This window comes from Streptomyces sp. NPDC052107 (assembly GCF_040680215.1).
Classification (GTDB): Bacteria; Actinomycetota; Actinomycetes; order Streptomycetales; family Streptomycetaceae; genus Streptomyces.
This window is the reverse complement of record NZ_JBFAWG010000013.1, coordinates 99,711-118,263: the sequence shown is the minus strand read 5'-3', so window position 1 is coordinate 118,263 and position 18,553 is coordinate 99,711. Positions and strand designations below refer to the sequence as shown.

Here is an 18,553-nt window from a genome sequence, read left to right as displayed (position 1 = left end):
GCGAGTGGGCGGCCCGTGTCCCTGGGGACTGCCGCCCCCGGAGCCCCGCTTCGGCCCGAACGGCCTCGCCCTCATGCCCCGGACGGGTTGTGTGCGCCGACCGGGGCCAGTTCGTGCGCCATCTCCGCCCGCAGCCGCAGGGTGGTCACCAGCCGCTGGAACGCCTCCGCCCAGTAGCCTCCGGCTCCCGGCGCGGCGTCCTCCCGTTCGTCGGGTATCGCCAGCAGCGCCTCGAGCCGGGTGGCCTGCGCGGGGTCCAGGCAGCGCTCGGCGAGCCCCATCACCCCGCTGAAGCTCCACGGGTAACTGCCCGCGTCCCGCGCGATGTCCAGCGCGTCCACGACCGCCCGGCCCAGCGGCGCGGCCCAGGGCACCGCACACACCCCTAGCAGCTGGAACGCCTCCGACAACCCGTGCGTGGCGATGAAGCCGGCCACCCACGTGGCCCGTTCCGCCGGGTCCAGGGTGGCCAGCAGCTTCGCGCGTTCCGCCAGCGACACCGCGCCCGGCCCGCCGGCCTCAGGCGCCGACGGCGAGCCGAGCAGCGCCCTCGACCACTCGGCGTCCCGCTGCCGCACCGCCGCCCGGCACCAGGCCGCGTGCAGCTCGCCCTGCCAGCCGTCCGTCACCGGCAGCGCCACGACCTCCTCCGCCGTCCGTCCGCCGAGCCGTCCCGGCCACGTGCCGAGCGGGGCCGCTTCCACCAATTGGCCCAGCCACCACGAACGTTCCCCTCTGCCTGCGGGAGGTGTGGGCACCACACCGTCGCGCTCCATGCCGGAGTCGCACTCGAGCGGGGCCTCCACCGCGATCGCCGGCGAGTTCCCCGTACAATTCAGGGCCACACACGCCGCCGCTCGTACGGCCATGCGCGCGGCGAGCGCCGAAGCGGGCAGCGCCGACAGCAGTTCGGCCGCCGTCGCCCGCACATTGCGGCTGCGGTCGCCCAACGCCTGCTCCAGGAACGGCTCGTCCGCGGCGGACAGGCCCGCGCGCAGCGAGTCGAGGAACATCAGCCGGTCCTCCGCCCGCTCCGTCGGCCAGGTCGACGCGAGCAGCTCGCGCGCGAACGCGGGCGTACCGGTGCGCAGCGCGCCCAGCAGGGCCACCCGCTCGGCGAACAGCCCCTCCTGCCACAGTCTGCCCACCGCCTCGGTGTCCTCGGAGTCGGGCAGCGTGGCGCCGCCGCCGGGGGCCGCGCGCAGCGCGAAGCGCCAGTCCGCGTTCAGCCGGGCCAGCCACAGCGCCCGCGGACCCGCGAACGCCAGCGCCCCCGGGCGCAGGTCCGTACGGCCCCGGGCCGCGTCCAGCAGGGCGGGAAGCGTCTGCGGGGGTGCCGCGTATCCGTGCGCGTTGGCCGCCGCGAGCCACTGCGGGAGCAGCTCCATGAGGTCCGGAGAACTGCCCCGGCGGCCACCGCTTCCGCCGCCGGAACGGTCGGCCAGGAGCGCGGTGAGTCTGCGGGCCGCCGCGGGCGGCAACGCCGGGCGGGGATCCTCGGGCGCCGGGTCCAGCCGGCGCGCCGCCCGCGCCGGCCGCAGCCCGGCCCGCCGCCGTACGGCCGCCACGGCGGCCTCGTCGAGCAGCGCCAGCGGGGCCTCCCGGCCGGACCCTGCGTACGCCCCGGGGCGCCGGTCGGTGCCGAGAAGAGCGGCGGTGACCAGGTCTTCCCACGAGCTTGCCGGGGCCCTGAAGTCCACGTCGGTCGGGGTCGTCGTCCCGTTCATCGCGTTCCCTTCCCTGCGAGTGTCCGAGGGGTGCCGGTGCCTTCCGCCGGGCTGGTCAGCATGGCGGTGCCGCCTCGGCGGGGTGTGCCTGAAGGCGCCGGCGCGGTTCTGGTGGGTCGGTCGGCGGCATCGGGTCGGCTCGGTGTGTTGCCTGGACGTGCCGGCTTTTTGCCGGCAGGCGGCCGGTCAGCACAGGGCCACCGCCTCGCCCGTGCCGTCCGGCCAGGCCGTGAGCGGGGTGAAGCCGCGGTGACCGCACTCGCCGAAGACCGTGACCGGGGCGCCGCCGGACAGGGCGACCAGCCGCCACAGGCCCGGGCGGGAGCGGGCGGCCCGGGTCAGCGGCAGGGCGGAGTCCGTGTCGGCGTCGGCCAGCTGCCACTGGTCGCCGTCCGGGGCCGGTATCACCCGGTCCAGCGTCGCCGGGACGGACTCCAGCCAGGGGTCGTCGCGCAGCGCCTCGCCGTACCGGGCCGCCGCCTCGGCCGTGCTGATGCCGGGCGGGCGGAACGCGGCCGGTGCGGGAGGGGCGAACCGCTCGCGCAGGGCGGACCGGTTCTGACCTGCCCTCGGATAAGCGGACAGCTCCGCCTCCAGGGCCAGCCCGACCGGCAGGGACAGCTCGGGAGCCCGGCCGGCCGCGCCGTAGGACAGCAGCAGCCGGGTGCGGCCCGAGGTGGCGCCGTGCAGCCATATCCGGCGGGTCGTCAGTTTCGGGTCCACGGTGTCGTACTGGGCGAGGACCAGCCAGCGGTCGCGGAGCGGTGCGCCGTCCGCCGTGGCGGTCAGGCCCAGCCGGGAGCGGACCGTGGCCGCGAGGGCGTCCGGCAGCCGGTCGCGGCGCAGCCAGCCCTGGTCGAGCAGGTGCAGCAGCGCGCACTCCTCCAGCAACCGGGCCGGCCAGCCCGCGCCCGATGCCGGGATCGCCCCCAACTCCCGTACGCGCGCGGCCAGTCCGGGCGCCTGGGCGTCGACCATGCGGGCCGCCGTCTCGTCCCACAGGCCGTACCCCGCCTGCTCGGCCGTGGCCAGGCCGCCGCGCAGCAGATCCGCGAGGCGCTGCTCCAGTTCCGTCGCACCCGCGGTGACCCGCTCGGCCCGGCGCTCGGCCCGCCGCCGAGCCGCCTCCGGATCGGCGGACCCGCTCCCGGAACTCGCCTCGCCCGGGCCCTGCTTGCTCTCTGTGCGTCCGCGTCTGCCCGCGAGCCACTGCTCGGCCCAGTCCGGCGGCGCCGCGGCCGCCGGCACCGAGCCGTCGCCACCCGCCCACAGCAGAAGCAGTCCGAGCGCGTGCTTGCACGGGAACTTGCGGCTTGGACAACTGCACTTGTAGGCCGGACCGGCCGCGTCGGCGAGATCGACCACCGTCTGGTACGGCCTGCTGCCACTGCCCTTGCACAGCCCCCACACCGTCCCCTCTCCACTCCCCGCCTCGGACCACGGACCGGCCGTGCCGAGCCTGCCTCCCGCTTTGCGTGACGCCGCGTCAGGCGCCAGTGACAGCACCTGCTCCGTGGTCCAGCGCACCCCCTGCTCAGTCATGTCTCCGACGGTAGGTCCCGCCACTGACAATCCGTCCGGCGCGGGCTTTTGTGCAGGTCAGAGCGATTGTCAGTGGCGTGGTGCACGGTGGATGCCAGATCCGAACCGGCCGAGCTGGAGGGGGCCTCAGCCATGTCAGCCATGCCTGCGTCTGCCACGTCCGCGTCTGCGTCCGTGCGACCGACGACCGCCGAACCGACCGATGGAGAGGGCGCGTCCGAGAGTGCTCAGGCGCTGCGCCCGCACGCCGAGCACGCCTTCGCCGCCGAACTCGCCGCACTCGCCGCGCAGGACGACCGCCCGCGCCCGGCCCGCTGGAAGATGTCGCCGTGGGCGGTGGCGACGTACCTGCTCGGCGGCACCCTGCCGGACGGCACGGTGATCACGCCCAAGTACGTGGGCCCGCGCCGGATCGTCGAGGTCGCCGTCACCACGCTCGCCACCGACCGCGCCCTGCTCCTGCTCGGCGTGCCCGGCACCGCCAAGACCTGGGTGTCGGAGCACCTGGCCGCCGCGGTCAGCGGGGACTCCACCCTGCTGGTGCAGGGCACTGCCGGCACCCCGGAGGAGGCGATCCGCTACGGCTGGAACTACGCGCAGCTGCTCGCGCACGGACCGAGCCGTGACGCCCTCGTGCCCAGCCCCGTCATGCGCGCCATGGCCGAAGGCATGACGGCCCGCGTGGAGGAGCTGACCCGTATCCCGGCCGACGTGCAGGACACGCTGATCACGATCCTGTCCGAGAAGACCCTGCCCATCCCGGAGCTGGGCCAGGAGGTCCAGGCGGTCCGCGGGTTCAACCTCATCGCCACCGCCAACGACCGGGACAGAGGGGTCAACGACCTCTCCAGCGCGCTGCGCCGCCGCTTCAACACCGTGGTGCTGCCGCTGCCGGAGAACGCCGACGCCGAGGTCGACATCGTCACGCGCCGGGTGGAGCAGATCGGCCGCTCCCTCGACCTGCCGGCCGCGCCCGACGGCATCGAGGAGATCCGCCGGGTCGTGACCGTCTTCCGCGAGCTGCGCGACGGCATCACCGCCGACGGCCGCACCAAGCTGAAGTCGCCCAGCGGCACACTGTCCACAGCCGAGGCGATCTCCGTCGTCACCAACGGCCTCGCCTTGTCCGCCCACTTCGGCGACGGCGTGCTGCGCCCGGGCGATGTCGCCGCCGGCATTCTCGGCGCCGTGGTGCGCGACCCGGCGGCCGACCGGGTCGTCTGGCAGGAGTACCTGGAGACGGTCGTCCGCGAGCGCGAGGGCTGGACGGACTTCTACCGCGCGTGCCGGGAGGTCAGTGCATGACCGACGACACCCGCTGGCCGAAGGCCCACGGCTCCGGACCGCTCCTGCTGGGCGTGCGGCACCATGGCCCCGGCTCCGCCCGCGCGGTGCGCAGCGCCCTGGACGCCGCCCGGCCCGCCGCCGTCCTGATCGAGGGCCCGCCGGAGGCCGACGCGCTGATCCCACTGGCCGCCGACCCGGACCTGCGGCCCCCGGTCGCCCTGCTCGCCCATGCCGTGGACGAGCCAGGCCGCTCGGCGTTCTGGCCGTTCGCCGAGTTCAGCCCCGAATGGGTGGCGATCCGCTGGGCCCTGGAACACGGAGTCCCGGCCCACTTCATCGACCTGCCGGCCGCGCACACGCTCGCGTGGGAGGAGGAGGGGGAGGAGAAGAGGGGCGTTCGTGCCGAGCCCGGCTCGACCGCCGGACCCGGCTCCGAGGGGACCGTGGCGGACGCGCAGCATGCCAATGCCCGCGCGGACGGCGAGGAGAGCCGGGACGCCGACGCCGGCAGGGAGGACGTCGCCGGCCGGGACGGCCATGAGAGCCGGGACGCCGATGACAACTGGGGAAGCGGCGTGCAGGTCCGGGTCGACCCGCTCGCCGTGCTCGCCGAGGCCGCCGGATACGACGACCCCGAACGCTGGTGGGAGGACGTGGTCGAGCACCGGGGCCCGGGGGAGCGGGACGCCTTCGCCCCCTTCGCCGCGCTGGAGGAGGCGATGGGCGCACTCCGCGAGCGGTACGGCGCCGGCGGGCACTCCCGGGACCTGGTCCGCGAGGCGCACATGCGACTCCGGCTGCGCGCCGCGCGCAAGGAGTTCGCCGACGAGGTGGCCGTGGTCTGCGGAGCCTGGCATGTGCCCGCGCTGCGCGAGAAGACCACGGTCACCGCCGACCGGTCCCTGCTGAAGGGGCTGCCCAAGGTCAAGGCGGACCTGACCTGGGTGCCCTGGACCCACCGCAGGCTGGCCCGGTCCAGCGGGTACGGCGCGGGCATCGACTCGCCGGGCTGGTACGGCCATCTGTTCCACGCCCCCGACCGGCCGGTCGAGCGGTGGCTGACCAAGGTGGCGCGGCTGCTGCGCGAGGAGGACCGGATCGTGTCCTCCGCCCACGTCATCGAGGCCGTCCGGCTCGCCGAGACCCTGGCGGCACTGCGCGGGCGCCCGCTGCCGGGGCTGGGCGAGACCACCGACGCGGTGCGCGCGGTGATGGGCGACGGCTCGGACGTGCCGCTGGCGCTGGTGCACGACCGGCTGGTGGTCGGGGACGTCCTCGGAGAAGTCCCGGAGTCGGCGCCCGCGGTACCGCTGCAGCGCGACCTGGCCCGGCATCAGCGTTCGCTCCGGCTCAAACCCGAGGCGCTGGAGCGCGAACTGGAGCTGGACCTGCGCGGTGACACCGACGCAGGCCGCAGCAGGTTGCTGCACCGGCTCCGGCTGCTCGGCGTCGGCTGGGGCGAGCCGGCGCGGTCACGGGGGAGCACGGGCACGTTCCGGGAGACGTGGCGGCTGCGCTGGGAGCCGGAGCTGTCCGTGCGGGTCGCGGAGGCGGGCGTGTGGGGGACGACCGTACTGGACGCGGCGCAGGCCAAGGCGGAGGCGGACGCGACGGCCGCGCGCACCCTCGCCGACGTGACCGCGCTCGCCGAGCAGTGCCTGCTCGCCGGGCTGCCGGACGCTCTCCCCGTCGTCATGCGGGTCCTCGCCGACCGGGCCGCGCTCGACGCCGACGCGGGTCATCTCGCCCAGGCCCTGCCCGCCCTGGTCCGCTCCCTGCGCTACGGCGATGTGCGCGGCACCGACACCGGCGCACTGACCGACGTCGCCGCGGGCCTTGCCGAACGCATCTTCGTCGGCCTGCCCCCGGCGTGCGCCGCGCTCGACACGGATGCGGCGGAGGAGATGCGCGGGCATGTGGACTCCGTACATACGGCGGTGGGGTTGCTGGCGGAGACGGTGGCCGCGGGGGGTGGTGGGGGCGCGGGTTCGGGCGCGGGCGGGCGTGCCGGTGTGGATGCGCGCGGTGGTGCCGATGGGGATGGCGGCGCTGTTCCTGCTGCCGGACACGGAGATCTGCGCGGCCGTTGGCGAGCGGTGCTGCGGACCTTGTCGTTGCGCGACAGCGTGCCCGGTGTGCTGCGGGGGCGGGCGGTGCGGTTGCTGTTGGACGACGGTGAGTTGGGGGCCGATGAGGCGGCACGGCTGATGGGGCTCGCGCTGTCCCCGGGGACTCCGCCGGCCGACGCCGCCGCCTGGATCGAGGGCTTCGTCGGCGGCGGGGACGGGCTGCTGCTGGTGCACGACGAGCGGCTGCTCGGTCTGGTGGACGACTGGCTGACCGGGGTCTCGGTGGAGGCGTTCACGGACGTACTGCCGCTGCTGCGCCGCACGTTCGGGGCGTACGAGCCCGGGGTGCGCAGAACGCTCGGCGAACTGGTCCGGCGCGGACCGGGAGACCCGACGGCCGCCCGGGCCGCCCACGGGGCCATGACACCCGGCTTCGCCGCCGAACCGGACACCGAGCGCGCCGACGCCGTCCTGCCGGTGCTGCGCCTGCTGCTCGGCCTGGCCGACCCGGCAGAGGGAGATCAGGCCGAGCGAGATCCGGCCGAGCCAGACCGGGCCCAGCGCGAACCGGATGAGCGGGGTGCGGCGCAGGCCGGTCCAGCGCAGGGTGACCCGGCCCCGGCCGAGCGCGAGGCGGCCGAGCGCGATACGGCGGCCCGGGGGACGGCTGGGTGGGAGATGCCCGAGTCGGGGCCGGCCGAGCCGGTCTCGGCCGGTGGGGACGCGAGCGATGACAACAGCCTTGCGGGGGTGGGGGCATGACGAGTGAGGTGATCGCGATGGCTGGCGGCGATCCGGCGCGGGAGCGGTTGCGGCGGTGGCGGTTGGTGCTCGGCGGGGACCAGGCCGACGGCACCGGATGCGCGCTGTCCGGCCAGGACGCGGCGATGGACGGCACGCTCGCCGCGCTCTACGGCAAGGGGGACAAGCCGCAGGCGGGACGGGACCGTTCGGCGGGGCTCGGTGCCTCGGCGCCGTCGGTGGCGCGCTGGCTCGGGGACATCCGCACGTACTTCCCGTCCTCCGTCGTCCAGGTCATGCAGCGCGACGCCATCGACCGGCTCGGCCTCGCCGCCCTGCTGTTGGAGCCGGAGATGCTCGAAGCGGTGGAGGCGGATGTGCACCTGGTCGGCACGCTGCTCTCGCTGAACAAGGCGATGCCGGAGACCACGAAGGAGACGGCTCGCGCGGTCGTGAGCAAGGTCGTCGAGGACCTGGAGAAGCGGCTCGCGAACCGTACGCGGGCCACCCTCACCGGCGCCCTCGACCGCAGCGCGCGGATCAGCCGCCCGCGCCACCACGACATCGACTGGAACCGCACCATCGCGGCCAACCTCAAGCACTATCTGCCCGAGTACCGCACGGTCGTGCCGGAACGGCTCGTCGGATACGGGCGGGCCGCGCAGTCCGTGAAGAAAGAGGTCGTCCTCTGCATCGACCAGTCCGGGTCGATGGCCGCGTCCGTGGTCTACGCGTCCGTGTTCGGTGCGGTCCTCGCCTCGATGCGGTCGATCAGCACCCGGCTGGTCGTCTTCGACACGGCGGTCGTCGATCTCACCGACCAGCTGGACGACCCGGTCGACGTCCTCTTCGGCACCCAGCTCGGCGGTGGCACGGACATCAACCGGGCGCTGGCCTATTGCCAGTCACAGATCACCCGGCCCGCCGAGACCGTGGTCGTGCTGATCAGCGACCTGTACGAGGGCGGCATCCGCGACGAGATGCTCAAGCGGGTGGCGGCGATGAAGGCGTCCGGGGTGCAGTTCGTGGCACTGCTCGCGCTGTCGGACGAGGGTGCGCCCGCCTACGACCGGGAGCACGCGGCGGCGCTCGCCGCGCTCGGCGCACCGGCCTTCGCCTGCACGCCCGATCTGTTCCCCGAGGTGATGGCCGCCGCACTGGAGAAGCGGCCGCTGCCGATACCGGACACCGTGTGACGCCGGACACGAAAGGGGCGAGAAAAGGGACATGACTACCCATCGGTAACAGGGGACTTGCGCGACTTCGGGCGTGCCGTGCAAGGATCGGCGGAGCCCGTGTCGTGCCGAGCCGAGGATGTCCAGCTCCTTGACCTTCCCAGCAGCCCTCCTTGGTCCCACCGTGCGCGCGCTGCGTACGGCGGCCGGGCGGCGTGCGCTCCAACTGGCGCTGCTGGTGGGCGGATTGTTCGCGCTGGGGTTCCTCTGCGGAGAACAGGCGCACGCGGCCGACGGCACCCCGGTGCCGGCGCGGGCGACACCGGTGCGGTCCGTGGGGGCCGCCGGGCACGAGGACGTTGTACGGGCGGTCCGCACGGCCACCGAGCGGGTTGCCACCCAGGCCCACACCGCCGGCGAACAGGCCGTCACCCCCGTACGCGACGTACTCACCACTGTTACGCGGACCGCCGAGTCCGTCGAGACCGTCGAGGCCACGGCAGCCCAAGCCGTGGTCGACAAGCCCCGGACCCCGGCGCCCTCCCTGCCCCTGCCCGACCTCCCTCACGGCACGGACGTCCCCGTCGATCTGACGCCGGAGCCGAAGTCCACTGCGCCCCGCCCGCAGCGGTCCAGCGGTACGGCGGCGCCCGTGCCGGCGGAGCGTCAGAAGCAGCGGCACGCCCGCGCCCAGGGCCGCACCGCCGTCGGCGCACCGGCGACGGCCGTCGTGTACGGCCCGGAGGCCGCCCCCGTGCCGCGACCCGTGGCGCTCACCGTCGCGCGCCACGGGGCCGCTGCCCTGGGCGTGCCCGGCCGGCCCGTGCCCACCGGAGACTTCGACGGCGTGCTCGATAAGCAAGCCGCCGACGGCAGCGCGTCCCGCCACGGCGACGCGCACGCCGTCACCCTCGACGACCTGGCGCCCCTGCGGCTCGTGCCCGGCGCCGCCGCGCGCGTCGACGCGCCCCGCACCCGGGACCGGCACCGGGACATCCCCGTCTTCCCCGGCTAGACAGCGGGGCCGACCTCCCCGCCACAGATCTGTCGCGCGGGGCGGAACAGGTCTGCCCGCCCGTCCGGACCCTTCCAGCGATCGTCGCTGTCAGCCGTCGAAGCTTTCACCGCGACCGGCGTCCAGAGGTCTCCGGACGGCATTCTCAGCCGCTTCCAGCCGTTTCCGGCCATTTCCGGGCCATTTCAAAGGACTTGACGCACGCAATGAACAAGAACATCCGCCGTTCGATCGTGATAGCCGCCGGTGTCACCGGGGCGTGGGCGCTCGGCTCGGCCGTCGCCAGCGCCGACGAACTGTCCTCCACATCCCTCTCCGTGCCGGACGCGGGCACCGAGGCCGCCGGCGCCACCGACAGCGTCGCCGGGACGGTCGACGGCGTTCTCACCGGCGTCCACGACACCGTCTCCGGCGTCCAGAACACCGTCTCCGACCTGACCGGCACAGCCACCGCCGGCCCCGCCGCGTCCTCCACCTCGCTCACCTCGACGGCGTCCACCGCCACCGGCACCGCCGACCCGGCCCGCCGCTACGTCGACGCCGAGGTCCCGACCGCCACGAGGATCCGCGGTGCCGAGGCCGTCAAGGGCGCCCAGGCGGCCCGCACGGCGCAGGGGCACGTCCAGGCCCACGTCCGGGCGGACGCCACGCAGGTCGCCGGCCACGCCACCCATGCGGCCGCGCACGCCGCCCCGACCGCCTCCCGGGCCATCCCGCACGCCAAGCCGCAGGACGAGATCGACTACCTCTTCGGCCCGCTCTCCTCCTTCGCACCCGAGGTGGAGGAGGCCCTGGCCGCCGCCCAGACCAGGCTCCAGGCCACGCAGGCGGCGGCCCGCCTGAAGGCGCAGGGTGTCGAGGGCGCGGTACGGACGACGGCGCGGCGGACCGTCGCGGGCGCGCAGGGGCGGACCGCCGGTGCCGCGGCCGCCGTGCGCGGTGCGGCCGCCGAGGCGACGGGCGTGGCGGAGGCCTCCGTCGCGGGTGTGCCCGCGCATGTCACCGGTACGGCCATGGGCGCCGAGCAGCGGGTCGTCGGCACGGTCCGGGCCGTGCCCGGCGTGGTCACGCCGGTGGTGGACGAGACGACCGCCGCCGCCGTCCCGCCGGTGGCCTCCGCGGCGGTGAACGGCGCCGTGCCGGTCACCGGCCAGACCGTGACGGGCGTCGTTTCCGCCGTGCACGGGGTCTCCGGGGCGCTGGGCGTCGCCGAGGGTGCCGTGACGGGTGTGTACGGGACCGCTGAGGGCGCCGTGTCCGGGGTCCACGGGGTCGCCGCGGGCGCCCTGGGCGACGTACAGCCGGTGGCGGCAGGGGTGACGGCGTACGCCGGCGGCATTCGGCCGTCCGGGCAGGTCTCGCACGACGCCACCGACGCCGTGCTGCCGCCGGTGGCCGCCGGTGCCGTGCACGGGGTCGTGCCGGTCGCCGGGCATGCCGTCGCGGACGCGGGCGCCCTCGGCCACGGCGTGGCCGGTGACGTCCGGCCCTTCGTGGGCGGTGTCGCCGGCGCCGTACCCCGGCTCGCACACGGTGTGACCACGCGGACCGGAGCCTTCGCCGAGGCCGTCACCGCCCAGGTGCCCCACTTCACGGCCGGGGTCACCGGCGCGACGGCACCGCTCACCGACGCCGCAACGTCCACGCTCACTCAGACTGCGGGCACCGCCACAGGGGCCGCGCACCAGGCGGCCGGGACCGCGCACCAGGCGGCCAGGACCGTTACGGAGGCGGTGTCGCCCGTGGCCGGCCAGGCCACCGGGACCGTGCTGCCCGGCACCGCCGGTCTGGCCCATGGCCTCGCGGGCGAGGCCGGGCCCTTCGCGGCCGGGGTCGCCGGGTCCGCGGCCGCGCCGGTCGTGCGGCAGGCCGGAGGGTTCGCCCACGACCTCCACGGCACGGTCCGGGACGCCGGCGGCGCGTTCGCCGGGCACGCCGTCGTCGGGGCCGACGAGGTCGCCCGTACGGCCGTACCGACGTATCTGCGGGACTTCCAGGAGGGGCACGGCGTGCAGGACATCACATCGGGCATCCAGTACCAGGGCTGAGTGCCCCGAACCGCTCCGCGGGGTGTCCGGCCCCGGACGGCCGAATGCCGTCGGCGTGTCCGGCCGGGGCCCCGCGGCCCGGGCGGGTGGTCCCCATTGGGGTGGGGATCAACCGCCCCGGCCCCGGCACCACCGGGGCCGCCCCAGAGGCCTCACCGGGTCAACCCCAGCCCGGTGAGGCCTCGCACATGCCCCGAAGCCACGGATCCCCCGCCGATCCGCCCCCGATCCGCCGAAGTCACGGATCCACCACCCATCCACCACCGACCCGCCGAAGCCACGCATCCGCCCCCATCCGTCGGCACGCCGTGCCAGGAAACCCGGCATCATGTGACAGGTATCACCGCTCGGGTGTGACCCTCGATTTAGGGACCCCCCGCAAGCGGCGATAACCTGCGAGACGGACATGCCGCGCGCTCGGTCACCGTGTGCGCCCCCCTTGTGACAAGCGGACGTCACGTTGCCCTTCGCGGCACGCCCACGCATCCAACGAACCGCGAGATCACTGATAGGGACGGAAGCGCGTGGACCTGTTCGAGTACCAGGCGAGGGACCTCTTCGCCAAGCACGATGTACCGGTGCTGGCCGGTGAAGTCATCGACACGCCTGAGGCGGCGCGCGAGATCACCGAGCGTCTGGGCGGCAAGTCCGTCGTCAAGGCGCAGGTGAAGGTCGGTGGTCGCGGCAAGGCCGGTGGCGTGAAGCTGGCCGCCTCCGCGGACGAGGCCGTCGCCCGCGCGACGGACATTCTCGGCATGGACATCAAGGGCCACACGGTCCACAAGGTCATGATCGCCGAGACCGCTCCGGAGATCCTCGAGGAGTACTACGTCTCCTTCCTCCTCGACCGTGCCAACCGCACCTTCCTCTCCATCGCCTCCGTCGAGGGCGGCGTGGAGATCGAGGAGGTGGCGGCCACCCGTCCGGAGGCCGTCGCCAAGACGCCGATCGACCCGATCGACGGTGTGGACGAGGCCAAGGCCCGCGAGATCGTCGCGGCCGCCAAGTTCCCGGCCGAGGTCGCGGACAAGGTCGTGAACGTCCTCGTCCGCCTGTGGGACACCTTCATCAAGGAGGACGCCCTCCTGGTCGAGGTCAACCCGCTGGCCAAGGTCGCCTCCGGCGAGGTCATCGCCCTCGACGGCAAGGTGTCGCTCGACGACAACGCCGAGTTCCGTCACCCCGACTTCGAGGAACTCCACGACAAGGCCGCGGCCAACCCGCTCGAGGCCGCCGCCAAGGAGAAGAACCTCAACTACGTCAAGCTCGACGGCGAGGTCGGCATCATCGGCAACGGCGCCGGTCTCGTCATGAGCACCCTGGACGTCGTCGCGTACGCCGGTGAGAAGCACGGCAACGTCAAGCCCGCCAACTTCCTGGACATCGGCGGTGGCGCCTCCGCCCAGGTGATGGCGAACGGCCTGGAGATCATCCTGGGCGACCCGGACGTCAAGTCCGTGTTCGTGAACGTCTTCGGTGGCATCACCGCCTGCGACGAGGTCGCCAACGGCATCGTGCAGGCCCTGAAGCTCCTGGAGGACCGCGGCGAGAAGGTCGAGAAGCCGCTCGTCGTCCGCCTCGACGGCAACAACGCCGAGCTGGGCCGGCAGATCCTCACCGACGCCAACCACCCGCTGGTGCAGCGCGTCGACACCATGGACGGCGCGGCCGACAAGGCCGCCGAGCTGGCCCACGCAGCCAAGTAAGCACTCAGGACGAGGACACCAACACACCATGGCTATCTGGCTCAACAAGGACAGCAAGGTCATCGTCCAGGGCATGACCGGCTCCACCGGCATGAAGCACACCAAGCTCATGCTCGGTGACGGCACCAACGTCGTGGGCGGCGTGAACCCGCGCAAGGCGGGTCAGACCGTGGACTTCGACGGCACCGAGGTACCCGTCTTCGGCACCGTCAAGGAGGCCATCGACAAGACCGGCGCCAACGTCTCCGTCATCTTCGTGCCGGAGAAGTTCACCAAGGACGCGGTCGTCGAGGCCATCGACGCCGAGATCCCGCTGGCCGTCGTCATCACCGAGGGCATCGCCGTGCACGACACGGCGTCCTTCTGGGCGTACGCCGGCAAGAAGGGCAACAAGACCCGCATCATCGGCCCGAACTGCCCCGGCATCATCACCCCGGGCCAGTCGAACGTCGGCATCATCCCGGGCGACATCACCAAGCCGGGCCGCATCGGCCTGGTGTCGAAGTCCGGCACGCTGACCTACCAGATGATGTACGAGCTGCGTGACATCGGCTTCTCGACCGCCGTCGGCATCGGTGGCGACCCGATCATCGGCTCCACCCACATCGACGCCCTGGCCGCGTTCCAGGACGACCCGGAGACCGAGCTCATCGTGATGATCGGTGAGATCGGCGGCGACGCCGAGGAGCGCGCGGCCGCGTTCATCAAGGAGAACGTGACCAAGCCGGTCGTCGGCTACGTCGCGGGCTTCACCGCGCCCGAGGGCAAGACCATGGGTCACGCCGGCGCCATCGTCTCCGGCTCCTCCGGCACCGCACAGGCCAAGAAGGAGGCCCTGGAGGCCGCGGGCGTCAAGGTCGGCAAGACCCCGACCGAGACGGCGAAGCTCGCCCGCGAGATCCTGGGCGGCTGAGCTTCTCAGCTGACCGTTGGTAGGCCCGTCCCGTCAGCCGGGGCGGGCCTGCCGGCGTTTCGCTTACCGCACTGCGGCTCCCCAGGGGCGCGGGGAACCGCGTGACCAGCCACCACGCACCCGCACCCGCAACGGCGAGGCACTCCCCACGGCGGGTGGCCCTGTCGCGCCCACCGGCGGTAGCCCTATCGCGCCTCCGGAACCAGCCGATCCGGCCCCTTCGCGGCAGCGCCCCGCAACTTCGCCCGCAGCGCCTGCTCCTCCCGCGACAGCGGCCCCATCACCCCCACCGGCGGAACCCCCTGCACCGCCTGTGCCGGAGCGATCGGCGCCTCATAGTGCGTCGGCGCCGACCGCATCGTGAGCGCCGTCGCGCCGATGATCGTCACCGTGAACGCGATCGCCGCCCGCGTCCAGAACGCGTTGCGGCGTTCGCCCGCCCGCCGCACCGGTTCCGGATCGGCCGCGCGCAGTCCCTCGTTCGAGGCCGGTGCCCGCAGCCGGCTATGCAGCTCGGCGGGGTCGGCCAGGGCCGGCACCTGCGCGGCCAGCGCCTCGCGGGCGTGGGTCAGCCGGTTCGCGGCGGCCGGTGTGCTCGCCTCCGTCTCCGCCGCCGTCTCCGGCAGGTCGAGGCCCACACCGTCGTACAGGACGAGCGTGCGCCGGTACGCCGGTGGCAGTGTCAGCAGGGCGCCCAGCAGCGCCCGGTCGGCCGGATCGGCGGACGGCGGCTCCGGGTGCCGGTACCGGGGCCGGAAGCCGTGCCAGGGCGAGAGCGCGTAGTCGTGTGCCACCGCCCGCACCCAGCCGCCCGGATCCCGGTCCCGGGCCACCTCGGGCCAGCGCTGCCAGGCCAGCTGGAAGGCCCGCTCCACGGCCTCGCGGGCCAGCTCGCGGCGCCCGGTGAGCAGATAGGTCTGGCGTACGAGGGCGGGGGCGCAGAACGCGTACAGCGCGTCGAAGGCCTGAGCGGGCGTCAGGGGGTCGGGGATGACGGCCGGAGGAGTCTCCCGGCCCGCCTCGGCAGCTGTCGCCCCGTCGACCACCGGCGACCCGTCGATCGTCGTCGACCCCTCGACCGCTGTCGTTCCCTCGACCACATCCTGGAGGGCGAACGTCGTCAGCAGCCTGGTGTACGTCTCGCCCTCGCTCCCGTGCGGAACGAGGCGGCCGGACTCCCACGCGCACAGTGTCGAGGGGCCGATGCCGACCTGCGCGGCGAGCTGAGCGTGCGTCAGCGACCGGGACTGGCGCAGGCGTCGGCGTTCCGTCGGCGGTGGCAGCTGACCGGCGGTGTTCTGCGGCGTCACCGTACGCCCTTCCGTACGAAAAAGCACATAAATGTATATTGAGCGACACTACGGAGGTTCGCCTGTTACGACGGGAAAGAGCGTGTCGTTGGGAGCATGGCGTGTGTGATCCAGATGACCGCTCGCCGACCGTCGATCTCGCCCTTGCTGACCCGGATGCGCAACCGCGAGCCCGGACTCGCCGCCAGCCTGCTCGGCGGCGCCGTCGCGGCCGGACTCGGATTCGGCTCGTTCGCCGTGCTGGTGATGGTCCTGTGGGTCAGCTCGCCGTATCCCGACAGCGGTCCGGGCGGCGCGCTGCACGTCGCCGGCGCGCTGTGGCTGCTGGCCCACGGTGTCGAACTGGTCCGCACCGACACGCTCTCCGGCGCGTCCATGCCGGTGGGGGTGACCCCGCTGCTGCTGCTCGTGCTGCCCGTGTGGCTGGTGTACCGGGCGGCCAGGGTCGCGGTGGACGCGCCCGCCGACGCCGACGGTCCGCCGCCGGTACCGGCGCACACGGTGTGGACGGGGGTCGTCCTCGGCTACCTCGGCGTCGGCGGCCCGGTCGCGCTGTACTGCTCGGGCGCGGAACTGCGGCCCGAGTGGCTCTGGGTGACGGTGTGTCTGCCGCTGGTGGCGGCGGGGTCGGCGGCGGCCGGGGTGTGGTCGGCGTACGGCTGTCCGCGCGAGCCGGTACTGAGCGCGCTGGCGGTGCTGCCGGGGCCGCTGCGGCGGCTGCTGTTCGGCGCGGACGAACGCGCCCGGCTGGGTACGGCCGTCCGGGCCTCCGGTGCCGCCACGGCGGTGTTCTTCGGCGGCGGGGCGCTGCTGGTCGGGGTGTCACTGGTGTGGCACGGCGGCGAGGCTCGTGCCTCCTTCTTCCAGCTGACGGAGGGATGGACGGGACGGTTCGCCGTACTGCTGCTCGGCGTCGCGCTGATCCCCAACGCGGCGTTCTGGGCCGCGTCCTACGCCCTCGGCCCCGGCTTCCTCCTCGGCGTCGGGCATCTGGTGCAACCCTTCGCCTCCGACCCGGCGCCTCTGCTGCCGCCGTTCCCCCTGCTGGCGGCGGTGCCGGACGCCGGTGCCGGGACGCCGCCGAACTGGGCGGCGGGACTGGTGCCGGTGGCGGCCGGGGTGACGGCGGGGTGGTTCGTGGCGCGCGGGGCCGTAAGACGCCCGGAGCCGGGCGCACCGGCATCGGCCCACTGGTCGGCCGGCCGCACCGCCGGGACGGTGCTGCTGACGGCGACGCTCTGTGCGGCGGCCCTCGCCCTGCTCGCCGACCTGGCCGGTGGCCCGCTGGGGGTGTCCGCGCTGGCTCGCTTCGGACCGGTGTGGTGGCAGACCGGGGGAGCGGCGGGGGTGTGGACGGCGTTGCTCGGGATGCCGGTGGCGCTGATCGTACGGGCGTGGCGGCTGTGGGGCCGGCGCACAGGTGACGGGGAGATCCCGATGCAGGGGACGGGCGTGGGGACGGGGAGCTCCGAGGCCGAGGCCAAGCTCGCGGTCAAGGGCAAGGGACCGATCAAGGGAAAGGAGTCAGCCACAGGGAAGGAACCGGGCAGGGCCAAGGAGCCGGGCAAGGGCAGGACCCCCACACCCCCATGGGCGGAGCTCGTCCCCGACGAAGAGGAGATGTACGACTTCCTCCCGGCCGACGACCCGTTCCCCGGGGACTGGCACGACGACCTGGCCCGCGCCTCACGCTGGGCGGCCCTGCGCGCGGCAGCCGCTCCCCGCGACCTGCCCGCCCCCTGGACAAGCCCCGCAGTCACTTCAGCGCCCCCGGCGGAGTCGACGCCTCCGGCGGAGTCAACAGCCCAGTCGGGGTCGACGCCCCAGAGGAAGTCAACGCCCCAGACAGAGTCGGCGCCCCCGGCAGCGCCTCGCCCGGACCTCACCGACCCGTCGCCCGGCAACCCCGGAACAACGGAACCCCCTGACACGGCAATGGCACACTGAGCCGCCGACCAGGCACCGGCACCCCACCGGACCCACCGGCGTGCCCCTGAGCCCCGGGGCGCCAGGGGGAGCCTCAGCCGTTCTTGCCCCCCAGAACCCCGCGCAGCTCCTGAGGCAGCAGTTGGTCGCAGGACTGTTTCGCCTCGTGGGTGAGGGCGTCGTTCACGCACGTGTAGTAGTCGCGGTAGACGAACTGGACCGTGAACGTCGAGGCCACCAGGGCCAGGGCCAGGGCTGCCGTGACCAGGCCGCCGATGGCCGCCGTCGCCTGGGGCCGGCCCGCCCCCGGCGGAGGCGTCGGGGTGTCCGGGTTCGCCCCGCGGGGCTTGGCGCGCAGGGCGCTGATGCCCCAGTACAGGGCCAGCACGCCCAGCAGCAGGGCCACGTACGTCCAGCTGAACAGGGCGAAGAAGACGGCCCACATGCCGGACAGCAGGGCGTAGCGCGCACGGCGCTGGGCGGGGTCGGTCGGGTCCCAGCGCATGCCGCCGGGGCCGCCCGTTCCACCGGGGCCCTGGGGGCCGCCGCCGGGCCGCTCGCCGAAGCCGCCGGGGGAGCGCCCGGGCTGGCGGTCGCTCCACTGGTCGCCCCACGGGGAGCCGCCCCCGTGACCATTCCCGTGACCGGAGCCCTGAGAGCCCTCGGGATGTCGGGGCTGCCAGGGCCGGTCCGGAGTGCCCTCGGGCGGCGGCGCGAAGGGGTTGTCGTCCTGCCGCCCGCCGCGTCCGTCACCGCCGCGACCACCGGGACCCGCAGTCCCGCCCGGACCGGCATGCCCGCCGGGACCCGCAGGCCCGTCCTGACCACCTGCACTACCGCCATGCCCACCCCGGGGAGCCTCCGGCGGCGAGGCCGGCCGCTCTCGCAGCACGGTGCCACGCTCGCCTCCCTGGGCCGGGCTCGGAGGGAACGTGAGGAGTCGCAGGCTGCGAGCGGGCATCAAAAGAGCGTCTTCCCCTAGGCGTATACGTCTGTGCATTCGGCGGTGCGTACGGCTGTGAACACGGCTGGCCGATATGAGCTTCCTCCCCCGACAACGCACCGCACGACCGCCGCGTTCCCGAGGCTGCCCT

The 18,553-nt window shown here is 74.2% G+C and carries 12 protein-coding genes; 8 read left to right on the top strand and 4 right to left on the bottom strand.

What is annotated here, in order from left to right; genetic code table 11:
* Positions 1-71: 71 nt before the first annotated feature.
* Positions 72-1,727: a DUF5691 domain-containing protein gene (locus tag AB0M27_RS17380; protein ID WP_365722539.1), complete on the bottom strand. Its 1,656-nt coding sequence runs from the start codon at positions 1,725-1,727 to the stop codon at positions 72-74.
* 186 nt (positions 1,728-1,913) lie between these two features.
* Positions 1,914-3,269 carry an SWIM zinc finger family protein gene (locus tag AB0M27_RS17375; RefSeq protein ID WP_365722537.1) on the bottom strand — a complete coding sequence of 452 codons (1,356 nt, stop codon included), beginning with the start codon at positions 3,267-3,269 and terminating at the stop codon, positions 1,914-1,916.
* A gap of 132 nt (positions 3,270-3,401) precedes the next feature.
* On the opposite strand from AB0M27_RS17375, the gene AB0M27_RS17370 reads away from it, so the two are divergent.
* From AB0M27_RS17370 to sucD, 7 genes are all read left to right on the top strand, one after another.
* The gene (locus AB0M27_RS17370; RefSeq protein WP_365722535.1) at positions 3,402-4,574 is read left to right on the top strand and encodes an AAA family ATPase; all 1,173 of its coding nucleotides are present in this window, start codon (positions 3,402-3,404) and stop codon (positions 4,572-4,574) included.
* Positions 4,571-7,387 (top strand): DUF5682 family protein, encoded by a 2,817-nt coding sequence (locus AB0M27_RS17365; RefSeq protein WP_365722533.1) that lies wholly within the window; start codon positions 4,571-4,573, stop codon positions 7,385-7,387. The genes AB0M27_RS17370 and AB0M27_RS17365 overlap by 4 nt, the downstream gene beginning before the upstream one ends.
* Positions 7,384-8,562 (top strand): VWA domain-containing protein, encoded by a 1,179-nt coding sequence (locus AB0M27_RS17360; RefSeq protein ID WP_365722531.1) that lies wholly within the window; start codon positions 7,384-7,386, stop codon positions 8,560-8,562. The genes AB0M27_RS17365 and AB0M27_RS17360 overlap by 4 nt, the downstream gene beginning before the upstream one ends.
* 130 nt (positions 8,563-8,692) lie before the next feature.
* Complete coding sequence (locus AB0M27_RS17355) at positions 8,693-9,556, top strand: hypothetical protein (protein WP_365722529.1); 864 nt, start codon at positions 8,693-8,695, stop codon at positions 9,554-9,556.
* Positions 9,557-9,762: 206 nt separating this feature from the next.
* Complete coding sequence (locus AB0M27_RS17350; RefSeq protein ID WP_365722528.1) at positions 9,763-11,604, top strand: hypothetical protein; 1,842 nt, start codon at positions 9,763-9,765, stop codon at positions 11,602-11,604.
* Between the two features lie 524 nt (positions 11,605-12,128).
* Positions 12,129-13,310: an ADP-forming succinate--CoA ligase subunit beta gene (gene sucC, locus AB0M27_RS17345; RefSeq protein ID WP_365722526.1), complete on the top strand. Its 1,182-nt coding sequence runs from the start codon at positions 12,129-12,131 to the stop codon at positions 13,308-13,310.
* Positions 13,311-13,338: 28 nt separating this feature from the next.
* The gene (gene sucD, locus AB0M27_RS17340) at positions 13,339-14,223 is read left to right on the top strand and encodes a succinate--CoA ligase subunit alpha (protein WP_356302048.1); all 885 of its coding nucleotides are present in this window, start codon (positions 13,339-13,341) and stop codon (positions 14,221-14,223) included.
* A 185-nt stretch (positions 14,224-14,408) separates the two neighbouring features.
* Here sucD and AB0M27_RS17335 read toward each other — a convergent pair whose 3' ends face one another.
* Complete coding sequence (locus tag AB0M27_RS17335) at positions 14,409-15,533, bottom strand: sigma factor-like helix-turn-helix DNA-binding protein (protein WP_365722524.1); 1,125 nt, start codon at positions 15,531-15,533, stop codon at positions 14,409-14,411.
* Between the two features lie 96 nt (positions 15,534-15,629).
* Here AB0M27_RS17335 and AB0M27_RS17330 point away from each other — a divergent pair, with 96 nt between their 5' ends.
* Positions 15,630-17,480, top strand: coding sequence for a DUF6350 family protein (locus AB0M27_RS17330; protein WP_365722522.1), 1,851 nt, complete (start codon positions 15,630-15,632; stop codon positions 17,478-17,480).
* Positions 17,481-17,553: 73 nt separating this feature from the next.
* Here AB0M27_RS17330 and AB0M27_RS17325 read toward each other — a convergent pair whose 3' ends face one another.
* Entirely contained in the window at positions 17,554-18,420 is an 867-nt protein-coding gene (locus AB0M27_RS17325) for a hypothetical protein (protein WP_365722520.1), read from the bottom strand.
* Positions 18,421-18,553: the final 133 nt, after the last annotated feature.

Coding starts and splice junctions, on each gene's coding strand:
- AB0M27_RS17380 (WP_365722539.1), bottom strand. CDS start 1,727: ATGAACGGGACGACGACCCCGACCGACGTGGACTTCAGGGCCCCGGCA.
- AB0M27_RS17375 (WP_365722537.1), bottom strand. CDS start 3,269: ATGACTGAGCAGGGGGTGCGCTGGACCACGGAGCAGGTGCTGTCACTG.
- AB0M27_RS17370 (WP_365722535.1), top strand. CDS start 3,402: ATGTCAGCCATGCCTGCGTCTGCCACGTCCGCGTCTGCGTCCGTGCGA.
- AB0M27_RS17365 (WP_365722533.1), top strand. CDS start 4,571: ATGACCGACGACACCCGCTGGCCGAAGGCCCACGGCTCCGGACCGCTC.
- AB0M27_RS17360 (WP_365722531.1), top strand. CDS start 7,384: ATGACGAGTGAGGTGATCGCGATGGCTGGCGGCGATCCGGCGCGGGAG.
- AB0M27_RS17350 (WP_365722528.1), top strand. CDS start 9,763: ATGAACAAGAACATCCGCCGTTCGATCGTGATAGCCGCCGGTGTCACC.
- sucD (WP_356302048.1), top strand. CDS start 13,339: ATGGCTATCTGGCTCAACAAGGACAGCAAGGTCATCGTCCAGGGCATG.
- AB0M27_RS17330 (WP_365722522.1), top strand. CDS start 15,630: ATGGCGTGTGTGATCCAGATGACCGCTCGCCGACCGTCGATCTCGCCC.
- AB0M27_RS17325 (WP_365722520.1), bottom strand. CDS start 18,420: ATGCCCGCTCGCAGCCTGCGACTCCTCACGTTCCCTCCGAGCCCGGCC.